The sequence below is a fragment of the [Pantoea] beijingensis genome (assembly GCF_022647505.1).
In the GTDB taxonomy this organism is placed as follows: domain Bacteria; phylum Pseudomonadota; class Gammaproteobacteria; order Enterobacterales; family Enterobacteriaceae; genus Erwinia; species Erwinia beijingensis.
The window spans coordinates 3,462,941-3,488,191 of the sequence record NZ_CP071409.1 but is presented as its reverse complement, the minus strand read 5'-3'; the positions used below and the strand labels follow the sequence as shown (position 1 = coordinate 3,488,191).

At 50.8% G+C, this 25,251-nt stretch carries 25 protein-coding genes; 10 read left to right on the top strand and 15 right to left on the bottom strand.

The genetic code is table 11. The annotated features are described in order from the left end of the window. The first annotated feature begins 10 nt into the window (after positions 1-10). Together diaA and dolP are read left to right on the top strand one after the other, a co-directional pair. A complete protein-coding gene (gene diaA, locus J1C60_RS15750) occupies positions 11-601 on the top strand; it encodes a DnaA initiator-associating protein DiaA (protein ID WP_128179115.1) in 591 nt (196 codons plus the stop codon). 10 nt (positions 602-611) lie between these two features. Next, positions 612-1,184 (top strand): division/outer membrane stress-associated lipid-binding lipoprotein, encoded by a 573-nt coding sequence (gene dolP / locus J1C60_RS15745; RefSeq protein ID WP_128179114.1) that lies wholly within the window; start codon positions 612-614, stop codon positions 1,182-1,184. A 46-nt stretch (positions 1,185-1,230) separates the two neighbouring features. On the opposite strand, the gene J1C60_RS15740 is transcribed toward dolP, so the two are convergent. Beyond that, positions 1,231-1,935: a pirin family protein gene (locus J1C60_RS15740; RefSeq protein WP_128179113.1), complete on the bottom strand. Its 705-nt coding sequence runs from the start codon at positions 1,933-1,935 to the stop codon at positions 1,231-1,233. A gap of 133 nt (positions 1,936-2,068) precedes the next feature. Here J1C60_RS15740 and J1C60_RS15735 point away from each other — a divergent pair, with 133 nt between their 5' ends. Next, complete coding sequence (locus tag J1C60_RS15735; RefSeq protein ID WP_128179112.1) at positions 2,069-2,968, top strand: LysR family transcriptional regulator; 900 nt, start codon at positions 2,069-2,071, stop codon at positions 2,966-2,968. A gap of 52 nt (positions 2,969-3,020) precedes the next feature. On the opposite strand, the gene J1C60_RS15730 is transcribed toward J1C60_RS15735, so the two are convergent. The 9 genes from J1C60_RS15730 to exuR form a co-directional block, all read right to left on the bottom strand. Then, a complete protein-coding gene (locus tag J1C60_RS15730; protein WP_128179111.1) occupies positions 3,021-4,001 on the bottom strand; it encodes a glutathione S-transferase family protein in 981 nt (326 codons plus the stop codon). A gap of 137 nt (positions 4,002-4,138) precedes the next feature. Next, complete coding sequence (locus J1C60_RS15725) at positions 4,139-4,531, bottom strand: DoxX family protein (protein ID WP_128179158.1); 393 nt, start codon at positions 4,529-4,531, stop codon at positions 4,139-4,141. A 354-nt stretch (positions 4,532-4,885) separates the two neighbouring features. Next, positions 4,886-5,170: a YqjK-like family protein gene (locus J1C60_RS15720; protein ID WP_128179110.1), complete on the bottom strand. Its 285-nt coding sequence runs from the start codon at positions 5,168-5,170 to the stop codon at positions 4,886-4,888. Further along, a complete protein-coding gene (locus tag J1C60_RS15715) occupies positions 5,167-5,565 on the bottom strand; it encodes a phage holin family protein (protein WP_128179109.1) in 399 nt (132 codons plus the stop codon). Before J1C60_RS15715 ends, J1C60_RS15720 begins: the two co-directional genes overlap by 4 nt. Positions 5,566-5,567: 2 nt before the next feature. Beyond that, entirely contained in the window at positions 5,568-5,873 is a 306-nt protein-coding gene (locus J1C60_RS15710) for an ElaB/YgaM/YqjD family protein (protein WP_128179108.1), read from the bottom strand. A 45-nt stretch (positions 5,874-5,918) separates the two neighbouring features. Continuing rightward, positions 5,919-6,290, bottom strand: coding sequence for a DUF1090 domain-containing protein (locus J1C60_RS15705; protein ID WP_128179107.1), 372 nt, complete (start codon positions 6,288-6,290; stop codon positions 5,919-5,921). A gap of 183 nt (positions 6,291-6,473) precedes the next feature. Continuing rightward, entirely contained in the window at positions 6,474-6,866 is a 393-nt protein-coding gene (gene mzrA / locus J1C60_RS15700) for an EnvZ/OmpR regulon moderator MzrA (protein ID WP_128179106.1), read from the bottom strand. Then, positions 6,866-7,543, bottom strand: a complete 678-nt coding sequence (locus J1C60_RS15695; protein ID WP_128179105.1) for a DedA family protein — start codon at positions 7,541-7,543, stop codon at positions 6,866-6,868. The genes mzrA and J1C60_RS15695 overlap by 1 nt, the downstream gene beginning before the upstream one ends. A 402-nt stretch (positions 7,544-7,945) precedes the next feature. Continuing rightward, positions 7,946-8,719 carry a transcriptional regulator ExuR gene (exuR, locus tag J1C60_RS15690; RefSeq protein WP_128179104.1) on the bottom strand — a complete coding sequence of 258 codons (774 nt, stop codon included), beginning with the start codon at positions 8,717-8,719 and terminating at the stop codon, positions 7,946-7,948. A gap of 274 nt (positions 8,720-8,993) precedes the next feature. Between exuR and uxaC the strand changes: the two genes are divergently transcribed. Together uxaC and J1C60_RS15680 are read left to right on the top strand one after the other, a co-directional pair. Then, positions 8,994-10,403, top strand: a complete 1,410-nt coding sequence (gene uxaC, locus J1C60_RS15685; protein ID WP_128179103.1) for a glucuronate isomerase — start codon at positions 8,994-8,996, stop codon at positions 10,401-10,403. 51 nt (positions 10,404-10,454) lie between these two features. Further along, positions 10,455-11,945, top strand: coding sequence for a UxaA family hydrolase (locus J1C60_RS15680; RefSeq protein WP_128179102.1), 1,491 nt, complete (start codon positions 10,455-10,457; stop codon positions 11,943-11,945). Positions 11,946-11,977: 32 nt separating this feature from the next. On the opposite strand, the gene sstT is transcribed toward J1C60_RS15680, so the two are convergent. The 3 genes from sstT to J1C60_RS15665 form a co-directional block, all read right to left on the bottom strand. Further along, positions 11,978-13,210: a serine/threonine transporter SstT gene (gene sstT, locus J1C60_RS15675; RefSeq protein ID WP_128179101.1), complete on the bottom strand. Its 1,233-nt coding sequence runs from the start codon at positions 13,208-13,210 to the stop codon at positions 11,978-11,980. Between the two features lie 310 nt (positions 13,211-13,520). Continuing rightward, complete coding sequence (locus J1C60_RS15670) at positions 13,521-14,492, bottom strand: TerC family protein (RefSeq protein ID WP_128179100.1); 972 nt, start codon at positions 14,490-14,492, stop codon at positions 13,521-13,523. A 546-nt stretch (positions 14,493-15,038) separates the two neighbouring features. Continuing rightward, on the bottom strand, positions 15,039-16,016 hold the full coding sequence (locus J1C60_RS15665; protein WP_128179099.1) for a Gfo/Idh/MocA family protein: 978 nt from the start codon (positions 16,014-16,016) through the stop codon (positions 15,039-15,041). A gap of 173 nt (positions 16,017-16,189) precedes the next feature. Between J1C60_RS15665 and J1C60_RS15660 the strand changes: the two genes are divergently transcribed. Beyond that, positions 16,190-17,881 carry a chloride channel protein gene (locus J1C60_RS15660; protein WP_128179157.1) on the top strand — a complete coding sequence of 564 codons (1,692 nt, stop codon included), beginning with the start codon at positions 16,190-16,192 and terminating at the stop codon, positions 17,879-17,881. Between the two features lie 2 nt (positions 17,882-17,883). Here J1C60_RS15660 and J1C60_RS15655 read toward each other — a convergent pair whose 3' ends face one another. Further along, positions 17,884-18,387 carry a M48 metallopeptidase family protein gene (locus J1C60_RS15655; RefSeq protein WP_128179156.1) on the bottom strand — a complete coding sequence of 168 codons (504 nt, stop codon included), beginning with the start codon at positions 18,385-18,387 and terminating at the stop codon, positions 17,884-17,886. Positions 18,388-18,531: 144 nt separating this feature from the next. Between J1C60_RS15655 and rlmG the strand changes: the two genes are divergently transcribed. After that, entirely contained in the window at positions 18,532-19,659 is a 1,128-nt protein-coding gene (rlmG, locus tag J1C60_RS15650) for a 23S rRNA (guanine(1835)-N(2))-methyltransferase RlmG (protein ID WP_128179098.1), read from the top strand. 17 nt (positions 19,660-19,676) lie between these two features. Here the strand turns inward: rlmG and J1C60_RS15645 are convergent, their stop codons facing one another. Further along, on the bottom strand, positions 19,677-21,698 hold the full coding sequence (locus J1C60_RS15645) for an oxidoreductase (protein ID WP_128179097.1): 2,022 nt from the start codon (positions 21,696-21,698) through the stop codon (positions 19,677-19,679). A 311-nt stretch (positions 21,699-22,009) separates the two neighbouring features. Here J1C60_RS15645 and idnD point away from each other — a divergent pair, with 311 nt between their 5' ends. The 3 genes from idnD to J1C60_RS15630 are packed head-to-tail and all read left to right on the top strand — an operon-like array spanning position 22,010 to position 25,196. Further along, positions 22,010-23,044: an L-idonate 5-dehydrogenase gene (gene idnD / locus J1C60_RS15640; protein ID WP_128179096.1), complete on the top strand. Its 1,035-nt coding sequence runs from the start codon at positions 22,010-22,012 to the stop codon at positions 23,042-23,044. Positions 23,045-23,054: 10 nt separating this feature from the next. Next, entirely contained in the window at positions 23,055-23,819 is a 765-nt protein-coding gene (gene idnO / locus J1C60_RS15635) for a gluconate 5-dehydrogenase (protein ID WP_128179095.1), read from the top strand. A gap of 57 nt (positions 23,820-23,876) precedes the next feature. After that, positions 23,877-25,196, top strand: a complete 1,320-nt coding sequence (locus J1C60_RS15630; RefSeq protein ID WP_128179094.1) for a gluconate:H+ symporter — start codon at positions 23,877-23,879, stop codon at positions 25,194-25,196. Positions 25,197-25,251 lie beyond the last annotated feature (55 nt).

The following is a 25,251-nucleotide window of genomic DNA, read 5'->3' as shown; positions in this document are numbered from 1 at the left end:
AGGTGATAGCGTGCTGGAAAGAATCAAAGAGTGTTTTACCGAGAGTATTCAAACGCAGATAGCAGCTGCAGAGGCGCTGCCGGACGCGATTTCACGAGCGGCGATGACCATGGTGCAGTCTCTGCTTAATGGCAACAAAATCCTGAGTTGTGGCAACGGAACCTCCGCGGCCAATGCCCAGCATTTTGCGGCCAGTATGATTAACCGTTTTGAAACTGAAAGGCCCAGTCTGCCCGCTGTGGCGCTCAGTGCTGATAATGTGCTGTTAACTGCCATAGGTAATGACCGGTTACACGATGAAATTTATGCTAAGCAGGTACGTGCGTTGGGTCATACCGGGGATGTGTTGCTGGCGATTTCTACGCGCGGTAATAGCCGTGATATTGTCAAAGCCGTTGAGGCGGCAGTAACGCGTGATATGACCATCATTGCGTTGACGGGTTATGACGGCGGTGAGCTCGCCGGTTTGTTGGGGCCGCAGGATGTGGAAATTCGCATTCCCTCACACAGGAGCTCAAGGATACAGGAAATGCACATGTTAACCGTGAATTGCCTGTGTGACTTAATAGATAACACCTTATTTCCCCACCAGGATGATTGAAGGAGCATAAATGAAGGATTTATCTTTAGTAGCCGTGATTCTCTGCACGCTGTTGTTGCAGGGGTGTGCAGCAGTGGTTGTAGGCAGTGCGGCCGTAGCCACCAAGAGCGCAACGGATCCGCGTACCGTTGGCACACAGGTTGATGATGGCACCTTAGAGCTGCGCGTCAGTAATGCGCTGGGCAAAGATCAGCAAATTAAAAATGATACCCATATTGTGGCAACGGCCTATCAGGGCAAAGTTTTGCTGACGGGCCAGGCGCCGAACAGCGATATTGCTAATCGTGTGAAGCAAATTGCCATGGGTGTAGATGGCGCAAATGAGGTCTATAACGAAATCCGTCAGGGTAATAAAGTCTCGATAGGTACCGCCTCTTCAGATACCTGGATCACCACTAAGGTCCGCTCCCAACTGCTGGCCAGCGACCAGGTTAAATCATCCAACGTGAAAGTGACAACCGAAGACGGAGAGGTATTTTTGCTCGGCATGGTAACGGATGCTGAAGCGAAAGCGGCGGCAGACACGGCCAGTCGCGTAAGTGGTGTGAAGCACGTCACCACGGCGTTTACTATCCTTAAGTAATCGACAGCCGCGCTACTGTAAAAAGGCGGATCGTTATCCGCCTTTTTTACACCGGTAAATCAATCACCAGCGCGCGGAGTGGCGATTCTGCAGTCAGTCTCACGCTCTCCTCTTCTTTGATAAAAGCGCCGTCACCGCAGATCAGTGCCACGTGTTGTTTCGAGTGGGCTTCAGCACGCAACGCGCCATGAATCGATTGTAGATAGGCGCGTGGACCATGTAGTTTCAGCGCCCAGCTCTCACCTGGCTGGAGTTCAAGATGGTGCAGCCACACCTGCTGACGCAGTTGCAAGCTACCTTCAGCGCCATCGGGTGATGCCAGCAGTGACCAGGGCTGATGCGTGGCCAACTTGACGTGTTGGATCAGCGCGTTCTCACGTTCAGGACAGGCGTCCAACCATAGTTGCATCCGCGTTAGCGGCAGTTCTTTACTGAGATTATGTTCGCTCCAGCTCACACCAGGCTGTGTCGACAGCAATAACGCTTCACCTTCGCAGGCATGGATATGATTACCTTCGCTATCGCGATATTCGGCCTCTCCCCGCAGGATAATATTCAGCACGTCAACCTGCGGATAGATTCGTGGTTGAAAGGACGATGCAGGCGCCAGAACTTCCTGGTTAAGCACCCTCAACGAAGCATAACCAAGCAACGTTGGGTCAAAATAGTGTCCAAATGAAAATGTATAACGAGCTTGCAGCCAACCGTAATCAGCTTTGCCGCAGGCGCCCGCAGCACGAGATGTGATCATCGTTATTTCCTCGGCCCTTGTAGTGGCACCGGATCGCCGGATATTGTCATGTTTCCATGGTAAGTTTGTGGACGGCGGATTGTTAGCCAGTTAATCTGCTGAGTATATTCAAATTTCCTGACAGAGAACCGCTATGGCGAAAGACAGGGCACTAACGCTGGAAGCCTTACGAGTGATGGATGCCATTGATCGACGCGGTAGCTTTGCTGCGGCGGCGGATGAGCTGGGGCGTGTGCCCTCAGCGTTAAGCTATACCATGCAAAAGCTGGAAGAAGAGCTGGATGTCGTGTTATTTGATCGTTCGGGCCATCGTACCAAGTTCACTAACGTTGGTAGGATGCTGCTGGAGCGGGGACGTGTCCTGCTCGAAGCTGCTGATAAGCTAACCACCGATGCTGAAGCGCTGGCTCGCGGTTGGGAAACGCATTTGACCATTGTGATAGAAGCACTGGTGCCGGGCTCGTTGCTGTTTCCGTTGGTCGACAAATTGGCGGAAAAAGCGAATACCCAGATTGCCCTGATGACCGAAGTGTTGGCAGGTTCTTGGGAGCGTTTAGAGCAGGGAAGGGCAGATATCGTTATCGCCCCTGATCTTCACTTTCGTGCCTCATCTGAAATTAATACGCGTAAGCTTTACAGCTTGATGAGCGTCTATGTTGCCAGTCACGATCATCCAATCCACCTTGAACCAGAACCGTTATCTGAAACTACACGAGTAAAATATCGGGGTATCGCCGTTGCTGATACCGCGCGTGAGCGTCCTGTGCTCACTGTGCAGCTGCTGGATAAACAACAGCGATTAACGGTTAGTTCGATGGATGATAAACGTCGCGCATTACTGGCTGGTTTGGGCGTAGCCAGCATGCCTTATCCACTCGTAGAACAAGACATTGCGGAAGGCCGGTTGCGTGTAGTGAGCCCGGAATACACGCGTGAAATCAATATCATTATGGCCTGGAGGCGTGACAGTATGGGAGAAGCAAAAGCCTGGTGTCTGCGGGAAATACCGCGTTTATTAGCGAAGCAAAAATAATTCCCGGGAGCGAAGCGCTATTCGCCCGCGGGGTAAAATTATCGTGTTAGGTTTAGAGACGATCGCGCCCGTGCGGTTCATTCCAGTTGAAGGCCGGACCAAGCGAAATCACCCCGCTGGGATTGATGGTTTTGTGGCTTCGATAATAGTGATGGCGGATGTGTTCGAGATTGACCGTTTCAGCGATGCCCGGTATCTGATAAATCTCACGCAGAAAACCATGTAAATTCAGAGAGTCGCCGATTCGGTGTTTATCGCATTTAAAATGTGTAACGTAGACGGGATCGAAACGCACCAACGTGGTCCACAAGCGTAAATCGGCTTCAGTTAAGCGATCGCCAGTGAGATAACGCTGCTGCCCCAGGATTTTTTCCAGCCGATCCAGCGCGTTAAACAGAACGCTAACCGCTTCGTCATAGGCTTCCTGTGAGGTGGCAAAGCCGCTTTTATAAACCCCGTTATTGACGCAATCGTAGACCCAGTGATTGATCTCATCAATCTGTTCGCGCAGCTCAGCAGGATAGTAATCCCCGGCCCGAGCGCCCACCGCGTCAAAGGCAGAATTAAACATGCGCATGATATCGGCGGATTCATTACTGACGATGGTATTTTGCTGTTTATCCCACAGTACCGGCACCGTCACTCGACCAGAATAGCTTTTATCAGCATGCAGATAGAGCTGATACAGGAACTCATTCTGGTACAAGCTATCGCCAGTGGTGCCGGGAAAGTCGTCTTCAAACGTCCAGCCATGTTCTAACATCAATGGGTGTACAACGGAAACGGGAACGATATTTTCAAGCCCTTTGAGCTTACGCATCAGTAACGTGCGGTGTGCCCAGGGGCACGCCAGCGAGACGTATAAATGGTAACGGTCACGTTCGGCACGAAAGCCGCTGTTACCCTCAGGGCCAGCGTCGCCCTCTGGTGTGATCCAATGGCGGAACTTCGATTCTGAACGCTTGAAGTGCCCTCCGTTCGCGGCCGTATCGTACCATTTATCGTGCCAGACTCCGTCGATCAGTTGTCCCATAACGCCTCCAAAATGATGCGGGCGGGGATGCGGTTATCCTCGCCCTTTAATCATTTAGTATATACCCCATCACACCGCAGGCTGCTGGTTTGTTAACCTCCACGATTACGCCTGTGGCAGGATATATGTTGCGCAGCTTACCATTTTTTATTCAGAGCGCGGTCAATGCTGAAAGCACCAGGGCCGCTAACGGCCAGCAGCAGGAAGCCGCCCGCAATGCTCAAATTTTTCATAAACATCAGCTGATTCATGCCTTCAGTGAAGTTACTGTGAAAAATCAGTGCAGTGAGCAGTGTGAAGCCAGCGGTAAAGAGTGCAGTCGTGCGTGTCAGGAAGCCAAACAGTACGGCCAGGCCGCCACCAAACTCAAGCAGAATAGTTAGTGGCAGAAAAAAGCCGGGAACACCCATGGATTCCATATACTGTTGTGTTCCTGCATAACCGGTAATTTTCCCCCAGCCAGCAGTAATAAACAGAATGGGCAGCAAAATACGTGCAATCAACAATCCAGTGTCTTCTAATTTTTTCATCATCATCTCCATCTCTCTTTCATCGTGTGCAGAATAAACTAACCGCTTAAGTAACAAGGCTCAAAAGGATCAAAGTGTGTGTAAGCCTCGAGTTGGAGGAGATGATAAACGCGAATTGCAAGGGTTGTAAGTAAGTTAAACTGTCGTTATCTGTCAGTATTTCTGAATATGCACGTAATCCTTCACGTCAGCTCTATTTGGGTTGTGACTGGGTGAAGGTCACATGGCGCGGGGCGCTCGGATTGCCTCCGGGATGCAGCATGAACAGCCAAAAGGAAAGTCGTGCTTGTTTGACGGATAAAAGAGGTGCATCGCCAAGGAACGATGCACTCTCGCGTCATTGGGGGAAGGAAGCTATCGTTGAGGTAGATTTTTTTTGATCAGTCGCCACGTGCTCCAGGCTCCAAAACCACGTTTTGCCCAGCGCAGTAGAAAACTGGGGTTACGCACAGACCAGATGGCCATTGCGCTGCTACCAATAACCAGATAACGCCGCAAACTCAGCAACGTAAGCCAGCCATGATCGTAGCGTGCGGTTGTCGTCAGCCAATCGCGGCGAGCCGCAGTCATGTCCAGCCGCTGTTGTTGAACAATGCCTAACAGTTCGGCTTTACGCTGCTCGCGTTCGCGGCGGCTCATGCGTCATCGCCCTCAAGCAATTGACGGTCTGTCTCCAGCTCTTTGCGTGTTGCTCGTAATAACGTTGACTTCCGTGATTTACCAAGCGTCCACAGGCCGAAAATCAACGCCAGCGCAAAGAGCACGCCAGTGGTGATGGCAATCGCCATTAAACGATACTGTACATCTACCGCCCAGATGATCAACACCATCAGACTCATCAAGCCAAAAGCGGTAAACAGCATCGTCAGACCAACCATCATCAACATCTGAATCAGATTGGCCTTTTCTTCCTCAAGCTCGACCACTGCCAGCCGTACGCGAGTTTCAACCATACCAACGAGTGTGGTAATGATGCGTTGCCCGGTATTAATGACCCCTTTGCCGGGGCCGTGGCTCTGCTGAGTATTCGCCATAATTAACGACGCGTCAGCAGGATGCCTAACACCACGCCAACGGCGGCTCCGATACCTACACCGTGCCATGGATTCTGACGAACGTAATCATCCGCCCGATCGGCTGCTTCACGGGTACCCTGGGCAATGCGTTCACCAGACTCGCCTAGACGGTGACGCGACTCATCCAGCGCGGCACGCGCTTTGCTGCGTAGCTTATCCAGCTCTGATTTAGACTTATCCGTTGATGTGCTCAGCACCTCTTCCAGCGTATCTGCCAGATTTTTTAATTCAGCGCGCAAATGTTCTGAAGTGGTATCTTTTGACATGAAAATACTCCTTTAAAGTCAGTAAAATGGTATCCAGTAAACGGTTTAATATGGTGCTGCTTCTATTGTTTTCAATTCCTTGCGTGCTTCAGTCAGCTTCTTCTCTCGTTTAGCGATTTTATCGCTGTCACCTTTATCCTGAGCTTCTTTCAAGTCACGTTCCCGTCTCGCCACTTCCTGCTGGTGCTCTTTGATCTTTTCCTGATGTGCGGCGGTCAGCCCTGCATCGGTACAACCCGCGCGAGCCTCCGTGAGCGCGCGCTCCAGACCCGTAACACGGCGTTGATTATTATGCTGTTTAGCAAAATCAATTTCTTGCTGGATACGCTGTTCCTTCTGTGCACAGAGCGGCTCAGCTGCCTGAACAAAACTGGAGAGAGAGAAAAGGCCAAAACAGAGAGTGAAAAGAACTTTCATGTAACTTTACCTTCCTTTGTTGAAAAGCTGCGCAAGTGATTGGACAGCGGCACTAACGTCCTGAATCGGCTATCAGTCAGAAATGAAAAACTGCATGCTTTGTAAGAATAGTCAGAAACCAGCAAAATCTCAAAGATGCAGAAATCTTCTTCTTTATAAGCGAAAGGGATGCCCGTTTGGACGTTAGCCAACCGATTGATGATGGCGTCCGAGGCGCGTAATCCAGTATTTGGATGATGGAGAATCGATTTGCGCAATGACAAAACCATTAGGAAAAATAGTATGCAGAAACTTCTGAGCCGCCAGACTCTCTTCTTCTGAATCAAATTTGATCACAAGCGCATTATCATCATCAGGCGTAATACTCTTGATTTGAATGCCCTGGGCATTAAGGCGCTGGTAAATATAGAAGCCGTCCGGTAAGGCAATGCCCTCATGCGAGGTACGAATTTGTACGGCTGTTTCTGTGCGAAACAGCGTCGGTATCATCGTCAGCGCCAGTAACACCAGCGCGGCAAGAAACAGCCCCGGTAACAAATAGCGGCGTCCTGCTGCAGATTTTAATTGCCCGGTCATTATGAATTCCCTTTCTCACTACCCGAACCGTGTTTTTTGCGCCAAAGAACATACAGTGAGCCTATCAGGCCAAATACCAACAACACCAATGGTAGAAGCATCAGGCAAAGCATCAACTCATCTTCGTACTTACGAAAAATAGGGGTTTTGCCCAGCGCAAAGCCCAGAACCGTCAGAATCACAACCCACAGCAGAGCACTGACCCAATTAAAAAACTGAAAACGCGCATTGCTAAGGCCTGAAAGACCGGCAATCGTAGGCAGCAGGGTACGCACGAAGGCGATAAAGCGGCCAATGAGCAGTGCCGATAACCCATGTCGGTGAAACAGGCTGTGGGCGCGCTGATGATACTGCGCAGGCAGGTGTGATAACCATTTTTGCACCGTATCGGTATTGCCCAGCCATTTACCCTGGATATAACTAACCCAGCAGCCCAGACTTGCCGCTGTCGTCAGAATGAAAATAGTGAGGGGGAAATTCATGGTGCCTTTGGCGATCAAAACACCCACCAGAATCAACAAGCTATCTCCGGGTAAAAAAGCCGCAGGAAGCAGCCCATTTTCCAGAAACAGGATCATAAATAATACGCCGTAAATTGCCCAGACAAGGGTGGGGTCGGCCAGAGTTTCAAAATCTTGTTGCCACAGTGCGTGCAACAACGCTCTCATAATATCCATTAAGTCTATTCCTGAACATCAATGTTAAATACTCTTGCCGAAAACAGGCCAGGGCGAAGAACAGCGCGGTTTTTAATCATTATGAATGGCGCAGCTCAATGCTAGCCTGGGGGAGTTTTCAGAATCCGAGCAGAAAAAAAGCAGGGAATTCTCACCCTGTGGCAAAGGGTAAAAAAAGACAGATAACTGTAACAAAATTCGCCTGTCTGAGACAGGGGAAACTTACGATAACATAGGAGTTTTACCGTTAGGGGGGTCTCGCAGAAAGAGGTTTTACACAGGCTGACACTATTAGCAGTTTATTGACTTTGAAAAGTGCGGCTTTTGTGCGGCCATTTCAGTTTTATACGGCTGCCACGTAGCCTGTTATTAAGGTGCTACCTTGCAGGCAGGCATGTCAAATTATTCCGTAACGGGCGCTTTATTCAGAGAAATTACCGGATTTTCGCTGAACATATAGCGATCAACATTAAAGTCAAAATCTTCGCTCGTGGCGTTGAATAACATCTGTCGGGTGTTCTCCAGATGTTGCCACATAGCCAATTTGCTGGCAGCAGGGTCTTTACGTATCAACGACTTCAATATGGCATCGTGATCGTCGCACCAGCTCATCATTGATCGCTCATCAATATGCTCATGCAGTTTGAGCCAATAAGGGTTAGAGAGGCGGTGTAGCCAAAGTTTTTCCACTATCGTTGCCAGCGCGCTATTCCGCGTAGCATGGGCGATCAGAACATGGAATTTCATATCCCATTCTGAGTCGCGAAAGCGGTCCTCGCGACGCGCATGCGACTGAATATCCATCAATTGTTCAATATCTTCACGCGTAATTTGGGTAGCCGCAAACTCTGCCACATTGCTTTCAATCAGCTGACGTGCCTGCAGTAATTCGAATGGGCCAAACTGTGCAAACTCCAGTTGTTCCGGGGGGACGGTGCGATTTTTTTGCTGAAGGGAAACCACGTGAATACCTGAGCCCTTGCGTACCGCGATGTAACCTTCTACCTCAAGCATAATCATTGCTTCACGAACTACCGTACGACTAACGTTTTTCTCCTCAGCGAGGAGACGCTCAGCAGGCAACTTATCGCCGATAGAATAGTGGCCCGCTTCAAGACGCAACCTCAACTCGGCAGCCAGTTGCTGATAAAGGCGGGGTGGCTCGATCCGTCCCATGATGTTCCTCCATAAATGCATGCGGTAATGATAAGTTGTTATACCACTTGCCGAGGCAGGGAGATAGCTTGCGCTGTCGATTAGAGGGTAACTGTTAATCTTCGTATCCCAGCGCTCTTTATCGGTGCTGTAACCGATGTTAACGCGATAATAGTGTCGAAAAATACGACTATTGTGAGTCACTGCGCAAAATTACCGCAGTGCTCCCCGTAATTGGTATGATAACTTTGGTCATTAAGGCGCACCGTCCTGACTTAAAAGAGAGGAAGCTGGCATGGCCCATTTTATGACTGAAGATTTTTTACTGGAAAGTGAGTTTTCCCGTCGACTATTTCATGATTACGCAGCCGACCAGCCTATCTTTGATTATCACTGTCATTTGCCACCGCAACAAATTGCGGAAAATACGCATTTTAAAAACCTCTACGATATCTGGCTAAAGGGCGACCATTATAAATGGCGAGCGATGCGTGCGAACGGGGTAGCCGAATCGCTCTGCACTGGTGATGCCAGCGATCGTGCAAAGTTTGATGCCTGGGCGCGTACCGTGCCACATACGTTGGGAAACCCTCTTTATCACTGGACACACCTGGAGCTACGTAGGCCGTTTGGTATCACCGGTACGCTCTTGTCAGAAACAACGGCAGAACAAATCTGGAATCAGTGTAACGCGCTGCTGGAGCAGGATGACTTTACCGCTCGCGGTATTATGAAACAGATGAATGTGAAAATGGTGGGAACGACCGACGATCCCATTGATGACCTGCGTCATCATGCCAGGTTGGCGCAGGCTGAGGATTTTCAGACAAAAGTATTGCCAAGCTGGCGGCCTGATAAAGCCTTCAACATCGAATCGGAAGGATTTGCAGAGTATATGCAGCGGTTAGGTAGCGTAGCGGATGTCGCCATTTCCCGCTTTAGCCATCTTTGCAGCGCGCTGACTAAGCGTCTTGATTACTTTGCAGAACACGGATGTAAAATTGCCGACCATGCACTGGACGTCGTGCTGTTTGCCGAAGCGGATGAGCCAACGCTGGATGCGATTCTCGCGCGTCGTTTGCAGGGTGCAAGTCTAACGGAAAATGAAATTGCACAGTTCAAAACTGCCGTTCTGATTTGGCTGGCAGCGGAATATACACATCGTGGCTGGGCGCAGCAGTATCATATCGGTGCATTGAGAAACAATAATCGCCGACAGCTTCGCTTATTGGGCGCTGATGTGGGGTTTGATTCGATCAATGATCGTCCAATAGCCGAGCCGCTTTCGCGTCTGCTGGATGCACAAAACCGTGATAATGCATTGCCAAAAACGATTCTTTACTGCCTTAACCCGCGCGATAACGAAGTCGTTGCCACGATGGCCGGTAATTTTCAGTGCGAAGGGACCCCGGGGAAAATGCAGTTCGGTTCTGCGTGGTGGTTTAACGATCAGCTTGATGGCATGCAGCGACAACTAACTCAACTGGCACAGATTGGTTTACTGAGTCGCTTCGTCGGCATGTTAACCGATAGCCGTAGTTTTCTCTCTTATACTCGCCATGAATACTTTCGGCGTCTGTTATGCCAGATGATAGGGCGTTGGGTGGAAAAAGGAGAAGCCCCTGCGGATATCACGCTATTGGGAAACATGGTGAAAAATATCTGCTTCAACAATGCTCGGGAGTATTTCGCCATTGAACTGTAATCACTGCAGCGGATCAATGCGGATCGTGCGTGACAGTGGGAGAGATCGCTTATGCAACGATTTATCAAACTAGCCGCGGATGACAATGTTGCGGTGGCATTGGTCGACCTGGCGGAAGGTGAGATATTCATCCTGGATAATTTGCAAATTCAGTTGCTACAGGCGGTGACGCGTGGCCATAAATTTGCCCTTCAGCCGATGGTGCGGGGATCAACGATCGTCAAATATGGTCAGCCGATCGCACATGCTACTTGTAGTGTGCGTCCGGGAGAGCGTGTCCATTCACATAATGCTCAGACCAACCTGAACAGAATTGAGGATTATATTTACCGGCCGGCGCAGGTGCTGTTGCCCCCCCATGCTGACGATCGCGAGGTACAGCTGTTTCGTCGTGCCAGCGGTGACGTTGGTATCCGTAATGAATTATGGATCCTGCCGACTGTCGGCTGTGTGAACGGCATCGCCCGTCAAATTCAGCAACGTTTTCTGGAGGAGAGTGATGATGCTGCTGATATTGACGGCGTACATCTCTTCAGCCATCCGTTTGGCTGCTCACAATTGGGACAGGATCATGAGAATACCCGCACGATATTGCAAAGCATGGTGCGACATCCTAATGCGGGGGCGGTACTGGTTATTGGTCTGGGTTGTGAAAATAACCAGGTCGAGGTTTTTCGCGATACTTTAGGCAAAATTGAACAAGATCGTGTGAGCTTTATGGTGTGCCAGCAACAAGATGATGAAGTAGCTGCGGGGCTTGAGCAATTGCGGCAACTTTATCAGGTGATGCGTAAGGATCGCCGGCGGCCAGGAAAACTGAGCGAACTCAACTTTGGCCTGGAGTGCGGTGGTTCTGACGGCCTTTCGGGTATTACCGCCAATCCGTTGCTTGGCCATTTTTCTGATTATACGATCGCTAATGGCGGTACCACCGTCCTGACCGAAGTGCCGGAAATGTTTGGTGCTGAGCATCTGTTGATGGATCGCTGCTGCGATGAAGAGATATTCGGGAAAACCGTCAGCATGATTAATGACTTCAAGCGCTATTTTATTGCTCATCAGCAGCCCATTTATGAAAATCCTTCGCCCGGTAATAAGGCGGGAGGAATTACAACGTTGGAAGAAAAGTCGCTGGGATGTACGCAAAAATCGGGTCGGAGTCAGGTTGTCGACGTGCTTAAGTATGGTGAACGCCTTACGCGGCGTGGTTTGAATTTATTGAGTGCGCCGGGCAATGATGCTGTGGCAACCAGCGCACTGGCTGCTGCTGGCTGTCACATGGTGCTATTCACTACCGGGCGTGGAACACCCTATGGGGGATGTGTTCCTACGGTGAAAATTTCTACTCACCATGAGCTGGCCGTGAAAAAGCCACACTGGATTGATTTTGATGCGGGTGAATTAATTGCGGGAAAAGAGATGCCGACCTTGCTTCACGAGTTTGTCGATTTCATTGTTGACGTCGCCAACGGCAGACCTGTGAACAATGAGCGCAATGATTTTCGTGAGCTGGCTATCTTTAAAAGCGGTGTCACCTTGTAACAGGCGGCACAGACCGCCTGTTAGTCATGAGATCAGGCTTTTTCCGCCAGGCGGTTCTCTTCTGCCAGACATACTGCGGCAGTAAACAGAATATCTGTTGAAGAATTCAGTGCAGTTTCTGCCGAGTCCTGCAGTACTCCGATAATAAAGCCGACGGCAACCACCTGCATCGCCACATCGTTTGGAATCCCAAACATATTGCAGGCTACCGGGATCAATAACAGTGAGCCGCCCGCCACGCCAGATGCGCCGCAGGCACACAGCGATGCGACCAGGCTCAGCAAAATCGCCGTCGGCACATCTATGCTGATACCCAGCGTATTTACTGCTGCAAGAGTCAGTACGGTGATGGTAATTGATGCTCCGGCCATACTGATGGTTGCACCCAGTGGGATAGAAACTGAATAGGTATCCTCATCCAGATTCATACGTTTTGCCAACGCCATATTAACCGGAATATTCGCCGCCGAGCTGCGGGTAAAAAATGCGGTAACGCCGCTTTCTCTCAGGCAGGTAAACACCAGTGGATAGGGATTACGTCGGGTTTTCCAGAAGACCAGCATTGGGTTGAAGACTAACGCCATCAGCAGCATGCAACCAATCAGCAGGGTTAGCAGGTGAGCATAACTCCAGAGCACATTAAAGCCGGTTGATGCCAGAATCGATGCCACCAACCCAAAAATACCGATGGGCGCACAGCGGATAACAATACGTACGACCCAAGTTACCGCATTGGAAGCATCGTTGAGTAGATTTTTCGTGGTTTCACTGCTGTGGCGAAAAGCGAGACCTAAACCAATACCCCATACCAGAATGCCGATATAGTTTGCCTCCATCAGCGCGGTAATCGGATTGGCGACCATACTCATCAATAGTCCACGCAGGACCTCGACAATACCTGACGGCGGCGTAATGTCAGTGTTTGTAGCATCAAGCGTTAGCGTTTGAGGCACTAAATGACTGAAAACCACGGCAACAACGGCGGCAAAAAACGTGCTCAGTAAATAGAGGGCGACAATAGGGCGAATATTTGTTTTCTGTCCGTGCCGGTGGTTGGCAATGGACGCAATAACCAGCACCAAAACCAGCAGCGGCGCCACCGCTTTCAGTGCACTAACGAACAACGAGCCCAGCAACCCGACGGTAACCGCTGTCTCTTTTGATAGCCAGGCTAACAGCACGCCGGCAACTAAACCAATCATGATTTGTGTTACCAGGCTGCCACCCAGAAGTCGGCCGATCAACCCTGAAGGCTTCTTTTCCATAGTCATTATTCAGAACCAATAATAGTTATAAGTGGCGCGCATCCTGCGTCAGAACCCGCAGCTGTGGATGGCGTGTTTGCAGATGAAGTATAAGGAAATGTGTTGTCAGGAAAAGAGATAATTCTGGCAATTTAACCGTGATCAACTTTTCTAACGGTTCGATAACGTTTGTGTGACAGTTATTCAAGTAGGGCAACGGCCGATTTGGTCAATATAAAAAGCCGCATCGTGTACATGAAGGTTGATAGCTGCGCTATCTGAATGTCTGAAATATCCGGACCGCTCCTTGAGAGGAGCGGTCCGGAACAGATTAGCGTGAGGATGCCGTACGATCGTTCCTGTGATTTACCCATGCGTTAATAAGCAGGGTCAGTCCCAGAATACTGCCGATCACGCCCAGTGAAACCGACACGGGAATATGCCAGAAATCAACAATCAGCATTTTCACGCCGATAAATACCAGCACGATGGAAAGTCCGTATTTCAGCATGGTGAAACGTTCGGCTACGTTAGCCAGCAGAAAATACATAGCACGCAGGCCAAGAATAGCGAATAGGTTTGAGGTTAAAACGATGAAAGGGTCGGTGGTGACGGCAAAAATAGCCGGGATGCTGTCAACCGCGAAAATGACATCGCTCAGTTCAACCATGATGAGCACTAATAACAAAGGCGTCGCGAACAGAATGCCGTTTTGCCGTGTGAAGAATTTTTCACCGTCCATGTTTTCGGTCATCCGCAGATGGCTGCGTAACCAGCGAACTATGGGTTTATCGCCGATCGTACCCTCTTCATTTTCTTTCGCCAGCGCCATTTTGATACCGGTGAAAAGCAGAAATGCACCGAACAGATAGAGGATCCAGCTAAATTGGGTCACCAGCCAGCTACCGGCAAAAATCATCACCGTGCGCAGAACGATCGCACCTAATACGCCATAGATTAATACGCGGCGCTGCAGGTTGGGGGGAACAGAAAAATAGCTGAACAGCATAAGCCAGACGAAAACATTGTCTACGGCCAGCGCTTTTTCAAGCACGTAGCCGGTCAGGAAAGCCATGGTTTGCGAGTTGGCGACTTCGCGTCCAAGGCTATCATCGAGATACCACCAAAATGCGGCACTAAACAGCAGTGAGAGAGAAACCCAAACCAGCGACCAAATGGCGGCCTGCCTGAGTGACATGGTATGCGAACCACGACGGCCCTGCAGAAAAAGATCGATCGCCAGCATAATTGCGACGACGACGGCAAAACTGCCCCAGAGTAACGGTGTGCCTACAGTATTCATAACCTGTCCTGATAACAATAAAGCGGCTGATATCAGAAGACGGCTGCTTTATGTTGCATGCAAGCAAACCTCGCCTTCCGGCAAGGTCTCACTTACAACGCAGAATATATACCCGTCATATTTCACGACGCCCGGAAACACCCGTTGTGGATGTTGCTTTACTGGCGGGGTGAGCTTTCGCCTGCCCTGCAGGGCAACGTTAATATTGCCCTACAACTCGAATTATTTTGGGTACAGGATAGATTGTGCACCTGATTCCGTGTTGCCCAGTAACCGGGCGAACATCAATCTGACAGGCTATGCGTTCCACAGCCGTTAGCGTTTATTCTTAACCTCAGCAGTGTCAGTACGCTGTGGGTATGCCGAATTGGCCGCTTCTGGCAACGTGTTATCAGACCTGCCGAGTGTTCGATTGATGAATGCCGTAATGACGATTAACTGGCTAACAAGTTACTCCCCTTTGCTGAAAGCACGATACGTTCAGCAAAGAGGAGAATCAATGGCAGGTTGAAATATTTAGCAATATTTACACAGTCGTATCATTACTTACGCATCGGACGGAAAAATAACACCGGTTTGGCGGCGAATTTCCGTTAGCAGTTTTGCCGTGATACGCGACGTGGCCAGACCGTGATGGTTTACTTCATTGTTTTCTACCAGGCTGGCAAAATGTTGTGCTTCATACAGCATGGTGTTGATATGCTGCGGCTGGCTGAGATCCTGTGCTTTGCTACCGCGAGAGGTCAATATCAGCCGCTGACATTCGGCGATCTTTTCAATCATCAGCGAGCCTGCTTCACCTTGGATCTCACTGGGGATCAACGAATCACTGACCTTGGAGTGCAAAAGTGTGACGTCAAAGTCGCCATAGTGCATGATCACCGAACCATGCGCGTCCACGCCGCTCGCGAGCAGAGACGCCTGTGCCTGGAGGGCCGAAGGTTCACCCCATAGTGATACCGCTGCCGCAAGGCAGTAATAGCCGATATCCATGATGGAACCATTGGACCATGCTGGGTTGAAAGTATTAGGATTTTCACCGTCAAGATAACGCTGGTAGCGCGAAGAATACTGACAGTAATTGAAAAACGCTTTGCGCAGCTTGCCCACTTTAGGTAGTGATTGCTGTAGTGTGATGAAGTTGGGCAGGCTGGCGGTTTTAAACGCCTCAAACAGCACCACCTGATTGTCACGCGCACAGCGTATCATCTGTTCCACTTCCGTAAGATGAGATGCCAGAGGCTTCTCACAGATGACATGTTTTTTATGTGACAGGAATAACAGCGCTTGTGAGCAGTGCAGGGCATTTGGGCTGGCGATATAGACAGCATCGATCGCATCCGATTGTGCCATTTGTTCGAGCGACACAAACAGGTGCTCAACAGGATAATCGTTGCTGAAGGTCTGAGCCTGTTGAAGCGAGCGGGAATAGACTGCAGTCAGCTTCATTTTACCGGTTTCATGAGCGGCATCGACAAACTGACGAGTGATCCAGTTTGTGCCAATTACTGCGAAGCGAATCATCGTTTTTCTGGCTCCACGTACCTGAATTGAAAGGGCAGAGTAGCACGCGTGAAACAGAGAGCAATGGGGAAAATGTGCCAACAATTGATCCTGAGATCGGCATTCCAATATGATGATATACCGCGTCTTCTGTTGCAAAGAAGCCTCAATTAAAAGGGTGATGGGTGAGTACGATATCGGTGGGTGGAAAACATGCGTTGAACTGGACCAGTATTCTGGTGGCGATCCCGATAGGGTGCGCGGCTTCACTGGTGACGCTGGGTTTTCGCGGAATTATTACACTGATCAACAACCTGTTTTTTGGCGGCGATCAGGATATCACCCGCGCGATGGCGGCGTATTCATGGTTGTGTTGGCCGTTAATCGTTGGGTTAGGGGGCGTAATCGCCGGTTTTTTTCTCAACTATGCGGCGACCATCGAGCGAGCAAAGACGGTACAGACGGACTATCTGGAGGTGATTAATGCACGGCTGGATAGCGTGCCAACGCGAACCTCGCTGTTTCGGGCGCTATCTTCTATTGCCAGCATTGGGAGTGGCGCATCCATTGGTAAAGAGGGGCCAATGGTGCAGCTTGCCGCGTTGTGTGGCAGCATCATGGGCCGTTATTGCATTAAATTGCGGGCGTTAAAAAACAGCGATGTGGTGGCGATGGCAGCAGCAGCAGGCCTCGCGTCGGTTTATCATGCGCCATTAGCCTCGGCTATCTTCGTCGCAGAAATTGCGTTTGGTATCTCCGCGCTCCAGCGCTTAATTCCCTTGATTATTGCTGCCGCAACGGCGGTAATGACGATGTGGACGCTTGGCTATCGTTCCGCGATCTATCCCTTTGCCGATGCGCAATTTGATCTTAATCCTACCACTATTACGGTGACGATTTTAATCGGACTGGTCGCAGGATTAGCTGGCTGGCTCATGATCTTTATGATCGGTAAAAGTAAACGAGGGTTCGCACGGATCAACAATTTGCCGCTGCGGCTGGGATTAGGGGGTTTTGCCGTAGGCGTTCTGGCAATCGCTTCAACCGATATCCTTGGCAATGGTTATGAAGTCATTATTGCTGTGATGTCGGGAAGTTTGATGCTGAAAGCACTGCTGGTACTGCTGGTATTGAAAATGCTGGCGACCGCTTTGTCCGTGGGATCCAGTGCGGTTGGCGGGTTGTTTACGCCGTCGTTGCTGATTGGTGCGGTGCTTGGCGTCATCATTGCCAGCATGGCCGCGTGGGTAGGCCTCCCTGTGGGGAATGCCCTGTTATTTGCGGCGGTGGGAATGGCGGCCGTGTTGGCGTCGGTGAGTCAGGCACCTCTGATGGCGATGCTAATGGTGCTGGAAATGACGCTAAACAGCAGCCTGCTTTTCCCTATTATGATTGCGTCAGTACTGGCATCAATGACGGTATATCGTTTGCAATCATCCAGCACCTATCCGGTGATTAGTCGCCATTTTAGCCGCTCGGATGCCAAATTCGATTTCGATAATGGAATTATCGCGCAATTTATTGTGGCGGGCGCCGCCCTGCAGCCAGAAGAGTCGGTGGGTAAAGCGCTGGCGGTCAGTTCGCTTAAGCGTGAACGTTTTGTTTATATCGTTAACCCGCACGGCCAGTTTCTTGGTGTGGTTTCAATACATGATATCTCACGTAAGGTACTTAACCACGACATTACCCTTGATTCACCGGTCAGCGTGGTGATGGATGAGGATTTCCCTTATGTGTATGAGAACCAAACCATTCGAGAAGGGTGGGAGGCGTTTGCCCAGGTCACGCTTGAGCGCTTACCGGTCCTCAACAATGCGGTTGAGAAAAAATTTCTCGGGGCCCTCACAAAAACCAGCTTGATTCAGAAGGCGAAAGATTTTATCTGAGCCTAAGCAGCGTTACCCCGAATTGCCTGCTCGGTTAGCCATAACCGGGTATCAAACTCTAACTGATGATACTGCGGCTCCATATGACAGCAGAGCTGATAGAAAGCCTTGTTATGATCTTTCTCTTTGATATGCGCCAGCTCATGCACCACAATCATGCGTAAAAAGGCTTCGGGCGCATTTTTGAAAATAGTGGCGACGCGAATTTCGGCTTTGGCTTTCAGTTTTCCGCCCTGAACGCGTGATACGGCGGTATGCAGACCGAGAGCGTGCTTCATCACCTTTATTTTACTGTCATAAGCTACTTTGTTCAGTGGTGCGGCGTTACGCAGATAACTGTTTTTCAGGTCCAGCGCGTAGGCGTACAGCGCCTTATCGCTGGTGATGCTGTGGCTGTCAGGGTAACGTTTTTGTAATACCTCTCCCAGCCGCTGTTGTTCGATAAGCGTGCGCACCTGTGCCAGCAGCGTTTCAGGATAGCCCTGAAGATAAATTAATGATGACATCATCGTTCCTGTACGCGTTGAATTATTTTGGCTAAGTCCAGCAGACTTTGATATATACTGCGCGCCCGCGATATCCGTCAGGCTTAACGTTGCAGGTTTGTTGGCCGGATATAAGATGCGCAATATTACCATGCCGGAGATCCCATGAGCCAACTCGAATTGAGCAACCGCACGCTGACACTGCATCGTTTTCCGCAAACGGAGGATGAGGGTCCGCTGCAGGCCTGGGACGCTGCCGATGAATATTTGCTGCAGCAACAACTGCCTTCGAACGATAGCGGTCCCACACTCATTTTTAACGATAGCTTTGGTGTATTGGCCTGTGCGCTTAGCGACCGTGCTGTTTACAGCATTGGCGACTCCTGGCTTGCTCATCAGGCAACTCGTAACAATCTCAGCCTGAACGGCCTGGATGAGTCGAGCGTAATCTTCCTCGACAGCCTGGCGGCGTTGCCGAAAGCACCCTCTTGCGTAGTGATCAAGATTCCTAAAACGCTGGCGTTGTTAGAGCACCAATTGCGAGCCATGCGTGAGGTTTTGACACCTGAAACGGTGATCATCGCCGCGGCTAAAGCGAAGGATATTCATACCTCGACACTACAGCTGTTTGAACGCACGCTAGGGGAAACCAAAACATCACTCGCCTGGAAAAAAGCGCGTCTGGTTTACAGCCGCTTCGGCAACCCGCCGCTAAAGGATGCCCCCCTGACGACCGTTTGGCCGCTGGATGGCACGGATTACCACATCCACAATCATCCTAACGTTTTCTCACGTAGCGCGTTGGATATTGGCGCTCGCTTTTTTATGGCACATTTGCCGGGCAACATTGAAGGTGAAATTGTCGATCTTGGCTGTGGCAACGGTGTGATCGGTTTACTGGCGCTGGAGCAGAACCCGCAGGCAGAAGTCCACTTCGTGGATGAGTCCTGGATGGCCGTAGCGTCCAGCCAGCTTAATGTGGAAACTAACCGCCCGGAAGACATGGCACGTAGCCATTTTGCCGTGAACAATTCGTTGAGTGGATTCCCGTCCGATCGCCTGCACGCCGTGCTCTGTAATCCTCCTTTCCATCAGCAAAGTGCGATTACCGATCAGATCGCCTGGCAAATGCTGCGTGATGCACGTCGTTGCCTGCAATATGGCGGAGAGCTGCACCTTGTGGGGAATCGCCATCTTGGTTATTACCAGAAGATGAAAAAACTTTTTGGTAACTGCGTTACCGTGGCCTCAAACCAGAAATTCGTTATTTTACGTTCGGTAAAGCTGCGTTAGGCCTGGCGGCGGCCGCGCTATATTGTCAGTGCCAGCGCCGTTCCCTGTGCTATCGCGCGGCGCGCGTCTAATTCTGCCGCCACGTCCGCACCACCGATGATATGCACGACTTTGCTCATCGCTTCCAGCGGTCGTGCCAGTTCACGGCGAGGTTCCTGACCGGCACAAATCACGACGTTGTCTACCGCAAGTGTGATCGGCTGCCCATCCCGTAGTAGATGTAATCCGTCATCATCGATCCGCAGATACTGCACGCCCCCCCACATTTTCACACCGCGTGCCTGCAGGCTGGTACGATGAATCCAGCCGGTGGTTTTTCCCAACGTTGCACCCGGTTTCCCGGGTTTACGCTGTAACAGCGTGATATCGCGTGGAGTCGAGGCCGCTTTCGCTCTCTGCGGCAATAATCCACCGGCATGCTGCAACGTTTGATCGATCCCCCATTCACGGCAGAATGCAGTGATGTCCAGACTGGGAGAAAGGCCCTCAGCGCTGAGGAATGTTGCGGTATCAAAACCGATGCCGCCCGCACCAATAATCGCCACCCGCTTTCCAACCGGTTTTTTTTGTTGGATAACATCAAGATAGGTGAGCACCATCGGATGAGTGATACCGTCGATCGCCGGCCGTCGCGGTGCAATACCGCTGGCCAGAATGACCTCGTCAAAATCCCTCAGATGCCGGGCATCAACATACTGGCCCAGTTGAACCGTGACGCCGGTTAGCGCCAGCCGTCGACGGAAATAGCGCAATGTCTCGTTGAACTCTTCCTTTCCGGGGATCTGCCGGGCAATGGTGAACTGACCGCCGATATCGTTGGCGGCGTCAAACAGTGTCACCTGGTGGCCGCGAGCGGCAGCATTTACCGCAAATGCCATGCCGGCCGGACCGGCACCGATGACCGCCAGCGTCTTCACTTTTACCGCAGGAACGATGGGCATCAACGTTTCATGGCAGGCGCGAGGATTTACCAGACAGGAGGTGATTTTGCCGACAAAAATTCGATCGAGGCAGGCTTGATTACAGCCGATACAAGTATTGATCTCATCGGCTCGCCCCTGCTGTGCTTTTAGCACAAACTCAGCATCGGCCAGAAAAGGCCGCGCCATCGAAATCATATCGGCGCATCCTTCATCCAAGAGCCTTTGCGCCACGTCGGGGTGGTTAATGCGGTTGGTGGCAATGAGCGGTAGGTTGACATGCTGTTTTAGCTGTCGGGTGACCCAGCCGAAAGCGGCCCGAGGCACTGCGGTTGCTATGGTTGGCACCCGCGCTTCATGCCAGCCGATGCCGGTATTGATCAATGTTGCACCAGCGCCTTCAATTGCCTGTGCCAGCATGATGGTTTGTTCCAGCGTATTGCCCTGTTCCACCAGATCCAGCATTGACAGGCGATAAATAATAATAAATTCAGGGCCAACTGCTTTGCGAATCGCGTAAACAATCTCGACGGCGAAACGCATCCTACGATGAAAATCACCCCCCCATTGGTCGTCACGTCGGTTAGTTCGCGCGGTGAGAAATTGGTTAATCAAATACCCTTCGGAACCCATGATCTCTACACCATCGTAATTCGCCCGCTGTGCAAGGGTGGCACAGCGAGCGAAATCATCGATCAGTTTTAAAATAGCAGCATGGCTCAGCATATGGGGCGTAAACGGATTAATCGGTGCCCGCAGCACCGAGGGAGCAACCAGCGACGGCTGATAGCTATAGCGCCCTGCGTGCAGGATCTGTAGCGCGATTTTTCCACCTGCATTATGTACGGCTTGTGTGACTACCCTATGGTGTTCAAGTTGTTCTGACTGATTAAGTACCGATCCGCCTGCCGTCACGACGCCTTCCGGTGAGGGGGCGATCCCGCCAGTGACAATCAGTGCTACGCCCGCTTTGGCTCGTTCGGCATAAAAGGCCGCCAGTCGCGCGCTACCATCGGGATGCTCCTCAAGACCGGTATGCATGGAGCCCATTAACACGCGGTTCTTTAACTGCGTAAAGCCAAGGTCCAGTGAATCGAAAAGAGAAGGGGATGGCTGCATGGGGATGTCCACCAGGGTAATGTTGCAGAAATATTGTGTGGTCGGATGAGTTGACTGTAGCGCGGAGTTGCACAAAGGGAAAGTGTGAACAAACAAGCTGTGAAGCGAGTCAAAAAATTACGTCAGGTGTTGATATCAAATCGCCTTGCCACCGATTTATGGAAAATCGTGACAACATTGCGTAAGCGCTAGCGGGGTCACGTTATGCGTAACATGCGTTCTGTAACACCCTTTTAAGTGACCTGTTTCACAGTATTGCATTCATTAAATCGGGTTAATGTGCTCCTGAGCGAACAATGTGTGAGGTTTACATGAGCTTGAATACCCAGTCCTGCATGATCAACGGTAAAGAAGACGTTAAAGTCATCACCCAGCAGGTGAATTATCAGGGAGAGGGAACGCTGGTGCGCATTACCCGCGGCGGTATTTGTGGTTCCGATCTGCACTATTACCAACATGGCAAAGTGGGCAGTTTCGATATCAAAATGCCGATGATACTGGGGCATGAGGTTATTGGTCATGTGGTGCAGAGCGACGATCCGGCGTTACTGCCGCAGCAAAAGGTGGCGATTAACCCTGCCAAACCTTGCGGGCAGTGCAAATATTGCCTTAACCATGAAGAAAACCAGTGTGTTGGCATGCGTTTTTTCGGTAGCGCCATGTATTTTCCACACGTTGACGGTGGTTTTACTCAATATAAAATCGTTGATACATCGCAGTGTATTCCGTTTGCGAATGATGCAAATGATTCGGTGATGGTGTTTGCCGAGCCGCTAGCTGTCTGTATCCATGCGGCAAACCAGGCGGGCGATCTCACCGGTAAGAACGTGTTTATTTCTGGCGTAGGGCCGATTGGTTGCCTGATTGCGGCAGCGGTGAAAGCTAAAGGCGCGAATGAGATCATCTGCACTGATGTGAGTGCGCGTTCACTGATGCTGTCAGAAAAAATGGGCGCAACGCATACACTGGACGCTGCCAGCGGGGATTTTAGTTCTTATCTGGCAGGAAAAGGCTACTTTGATGTCTCTTTTGAAGCATCTGGCCACCCCTCTTCGTTACAACGTTGCCTTGACGTCACCCGTGCCAGAGGGACGCTGGTACAGGTTGGTATGGGCGGCACCATTCCCCACTTCCCCATCATGACACTGATTGCGAAAGAGATAAATTTGGTTGGATCTTTTCGCTTTACTGAAGAATTTAACACTGCCGTTGAGTGGTTGAGTCATGGGACAGTGGATCCGCTGCCGTTATTCAGCGCTGAGTACCATTTGGATGATATTGATGCGGCGCTCATTTTCGCCGGAGACAAGCAAAAAGCTGCCAAAGTTCAGTTGATTTTTGATTAAGGAACCGATCATGAACACACTTTTCTCTTTAGAAAACAAACGAGTATTAATCACCGGTTCCGGACGGGGCATCGGTTTTCTGCTGGCGAAAGGTTTGGCTGAGGCGGGGGGCGAAGTGATTCTGAACGCCACAACGCAAGCCGGTGCAGAAAGAGCGGCTGCACAGTTAAGCGCGCGGGGGCACACCGCCCATGCACTGGCGTTTGATGTCACGCAATCTGCCCAGGTGAATGCAGCCATTGAGCAGATAGAAAACCAGATCGGCGCTATTGATGTGCTGGTGAACAACGCTGGTATTCAGCGTCGCCGTCCGTTCCTTGAATTCTCTGAACAAGAGTGGAATGAAGTCATTGCCGTGAATCAAACGGCGGTGTTTCTGGTTTCACAGGCGGTGGCGCGCAGGATGGTGCCACGCCAGCAGGGTAAAATTATCAATATTGGCTCGATGCAGAGCGAACTAGGGCGCGAGACAATTACGCCTTATGCCGCGTCAAAAGGCGCCGTTACCATGTTAACACGTGGAATGTGTGTCGAACTCGCGCGGCACAATATTCAGATCAACGGCATTGCGCCGGGTTATTTCAAAACGGAAATGACACAGGCGCTGGTCGACGATGAAGCCTTTAACGCATGGCTGACTAAGCGCACCCCGGCAGCACGTTGGGGGAACCCAGAAGAGTTGATTGGTGCTGCCGTATTTCTCGCGTCAAAAGCGGCAGATTTTGTAAATGGCCATCTGCTTTTTGTCGATGGAGGGATGCGCGTGGCGGTATAGGCGTTACCCGCCATACTTGAAGCTGCATCTCACACCGATTCTGATAAGGAAACTGATATGCCGATTACAATAATTGCGATAGGCGTGATTTTATTATTGGTCCTGATGATTGTATTTAAGCTCAATGGTTTTATTGCATTGGTGCTGGTGTCCGCACTGGTAGGTATTGCGGAAGGTATGACGCCGCTTGAAGCAGTCGCCTCGATTCAAAAAGGGATTGGCGGAACGCTGGGTGGGCTGGCGATGATCCTGGGGTTTGGTGCCATGCTCGGGCGCCTTGTCTCCGATACCGGCGCGGCGCAACGCGTCGCGACGACCTTGATAGCAGCATTCGGTAAAGAGCGGTTGCAGTGGGCGCTTGTCATAACCGGGCTGATTGTCGGTTTGGCGATGTTTTACGAAGTTGGTTTTGTCCTGCTGTTGCCGCTGGTGTTTACTATTGTTGCCGCAGCACAGATGCCGCTGTTGTACGTGGGGGTGCCGATGGTTGCCGCACTGTCGGTGACTCACTGTTTCTTGCCGCCGCATCCCGGCCCAACGGCGATCGCCACCATATTTGGCGCAAACCTTGGCACCACGCTGCTTTACGGGCTGATTATTACTATTCCCACCGTCATTATCTCCGGCCCGGTTTTCTCACGGTTTCTGAAAAGTTTTGAGCGGGAACCGCCGGAAGGGCTGTTTAATCCAAAAATCTTTGAAGAACACGAAATGCCTGGTTTTTGGGTCAGTATTTTTGCGGCGATCACGCCGGTGATCCTGATGGCTGTTGCTGCGGTATGCGAGTTAACGTTGCCAGAAGCAAACCCGCTGCGTCAGTTCTTTGAATTTGTGGGTAATCCAGCGGTTGCGCTGTTTATCTCGGTCGTGATTGCCGTGCTGACGCTAGGATTGCGTAACGGACGTAAAATGGAAGACGTCATGGATATGTGCGGTGCTTCGATTGCCGCTATTGCAATGATTGTCTTTATTATTGCCGGGGGGGGTGCATTTAAACAGGTGTTGGTAGATAGCGGCGTGGGCGACTATATCGCGAATATGATGAAAGGTTCTTCATTGTCGCCTTTGTTGATGTGCTGGACGGTTGCTGCAATGTTGCGTGTGGCGCTAGGGTCCGCGACCGTAGCGGCGATTACGACCGCCGGCATTGTCACGCCAATTATTGCCGTAACGCATACCGATCCGGCGTTGATGGTACTGGCTGTCGGTGCCGGTAGCGTGATCGCTTCACATGTTAACGATCCGGGTTTCTGGTTGTTTAAAGGCTACTTTAATTTAACCGTGGTTGAAACGCTGAAAACATGGACGGTACTGGAAACGCTGATCTCTATACTGGGTTTAGCCGGGGTGCTGATATTAAACGCGATCATTCATTGACCTATCCGGCGGGATCCTCCCGCCTTGTGCGCCCCTGCGTTCCTGGCGGGACATC

What these genes read in the sequence shown, in the direction of transcription:
- J1C60_RS15715 (WP_128179109.1), bottom strand. Translation starts at nt 5,565, where the DNA reads ATGGCGAATACTCAGCAGAGCCACGGCCCCGGCAAAGGGGTCATTAAT.
- J1C60_RS15665 (WP_128179099.1), bottom strand. Translation starts at nt 16,016, where the DNA reads ATGATTCGCTTCGCAGTAATTGGCACAAACTGGATCACTCGTCAGTTT.
- rlmG (WP_128179098.1), top strand. Translation starts at nt 18,532, where the DNA reads ATGAGCCAACTCGAATTGAGCAACCGCACGCTGACACTGCATCGTTTT.
- uxaC (WP_128179103.1), top strand. Translation starts at nt 8,994, where the DNA reads ATGGCCCATTTTATGACTGAAGATTTTTTACTGGAAAGTGAGTTTTCC.
- idnO (WP_128179095.1), top strand. Translation starts at nt 23,055, where the DNA reads ATGAACACACTTTTCTCTTTAGAAAACAAACGAGTATTAATCACCGGT.
- mzrA (WP_128179106.1), bottom strand. Translation starts at nt 6,866, where the DNA reads ATGACCGGGCAATTAAAATCTGCAGCAGGACGCCGCTATTTGTTACCG.
- J1C60_RS15710 (WP_128179108.1), bottom strand. Translation starts at nt 5,873, where the DNA reads ATGTCAAAAGATACCACTTCAGAACATTTGCGCGCTGAATTAAAAAAT.
- J1C60_RS15740 (WP_128179113.1), bottom strand. Translation starts at nt 1,935, where the DNA reads ATGATCACATCTCGTGCTGCGGGCGCCTGCGGCAAAGCTGATTACGGT.
- J1C60_RS15730 (WP_128179111.1), bottom strand. Translation starts at nt 4,001, where the DNA reads ATGGGACAACTGATCGACGGAGTCTGGCACGATAAATGGTACGATACG.
- J1C60_RS15720 (WP_128179110.1), bottom strand. Translation starts at nt 5,170, where the DNA reads ATGAGCCGCCGCGAACGCGAGCAGCGTAAAGCCGAACTGTTAGGCATT.
- exuR (WP_128179104.1), bottom strand. Translation starts at nt 8,719, where the DNA reads ATGGGACGGATCGAGCCACCCCGCCTTTATCAGCAACTGGCTGCCGAG.
- sstT (WP_128179101.1), bottom strand. Translation starts at nt 13,210, where the DNA reads ATGGAAAAGAAGCCTTCAGGGTTGATCGGCCGACTTCTGGGTGGCAGC.
- J1C60_RS15725 (WP_128179158.1), bottom strand. Translation starts at nt 4,531, where the DNA reads ATGAAAAAATTAGAAGACACTGGATTGTTGATTGCACGTATTTTGCTG.
- dolP (WP_128179114.1), top strand. Translation starts at nt 612, where the DNA reads ATGAAGGATTTATCTTTAGTAGCCGTGATTCTCTGCACGCTGTTGTTG.
- idnD (WP_128179096.1), top strand. Translation starts at nt 22,010, where the DNA reads ATGAGCTTGAATACCCAGTCCTGCATGATCAACGGTAAAGAAGACGTT.
- J1C60_RS15695 (WP_128179105.1), bottom strand. Translation starts at nt 7,543, where the DNA reads ATGGATATTATGAGAGCGTTGTTGCACGCACTGTGGCAACAAGATTTT.
- J1C60_RS15630 (WP_128179094.1), top strand. Translation starts at nt 23,877, where the DNA reads ATGCCGATTACAATAATTGCGATAGGCGTGATTTTATTATTGGTCCTG.
- J1C60_RS15735 (WP_128179112.1), top strand. Translation starts at nt 2,069, where the DNA reads ATGGCGAAAGACAGGGCACTAACGCTGGAAGCCTTACGAGTGATGGAT.
- J1C60_RS15680 (WP_128179102.1), top strand. Translation starts at nt 10,455, where the DNA reads ATGCAACGATTTATCAAACTAGCCGCGGATGACAATGTTGCGGTGGCA.
- J1C60_RS15645 (WP_128179097.1), bottom strand. Translation starts at nt 21,698, where the DNA reads ATGCAGCCATCCCCTTCTCTTTTCGATTCACTGGACCTTGGCTTTACG.
- J1C60_RS15655 (WP_128179156.1), bottom strand. Translation starts at nt 18,387, where the DNA reads ATGTCATCATTAATTTATCTTCAGGGCTATCCTGAAACGCTGCTGGCA.
- J1C60_RS15705 (WP_128179107.1), bottom strand. Translation starts at nt 6,290, where the DNA reads ATGAAAGTTCTTTTCACTCTCTGTTTTGGCCTTTTCTCTCTCTCCAGT.
- J1C60_RS15670 (WP_128179100.1), bottom strand. Translation starts at nt 14,492, where the DNA reads ATGAATACTGTAGGCACACCGTTACTCTGGGGCAGTTTTGCCGTCGTC.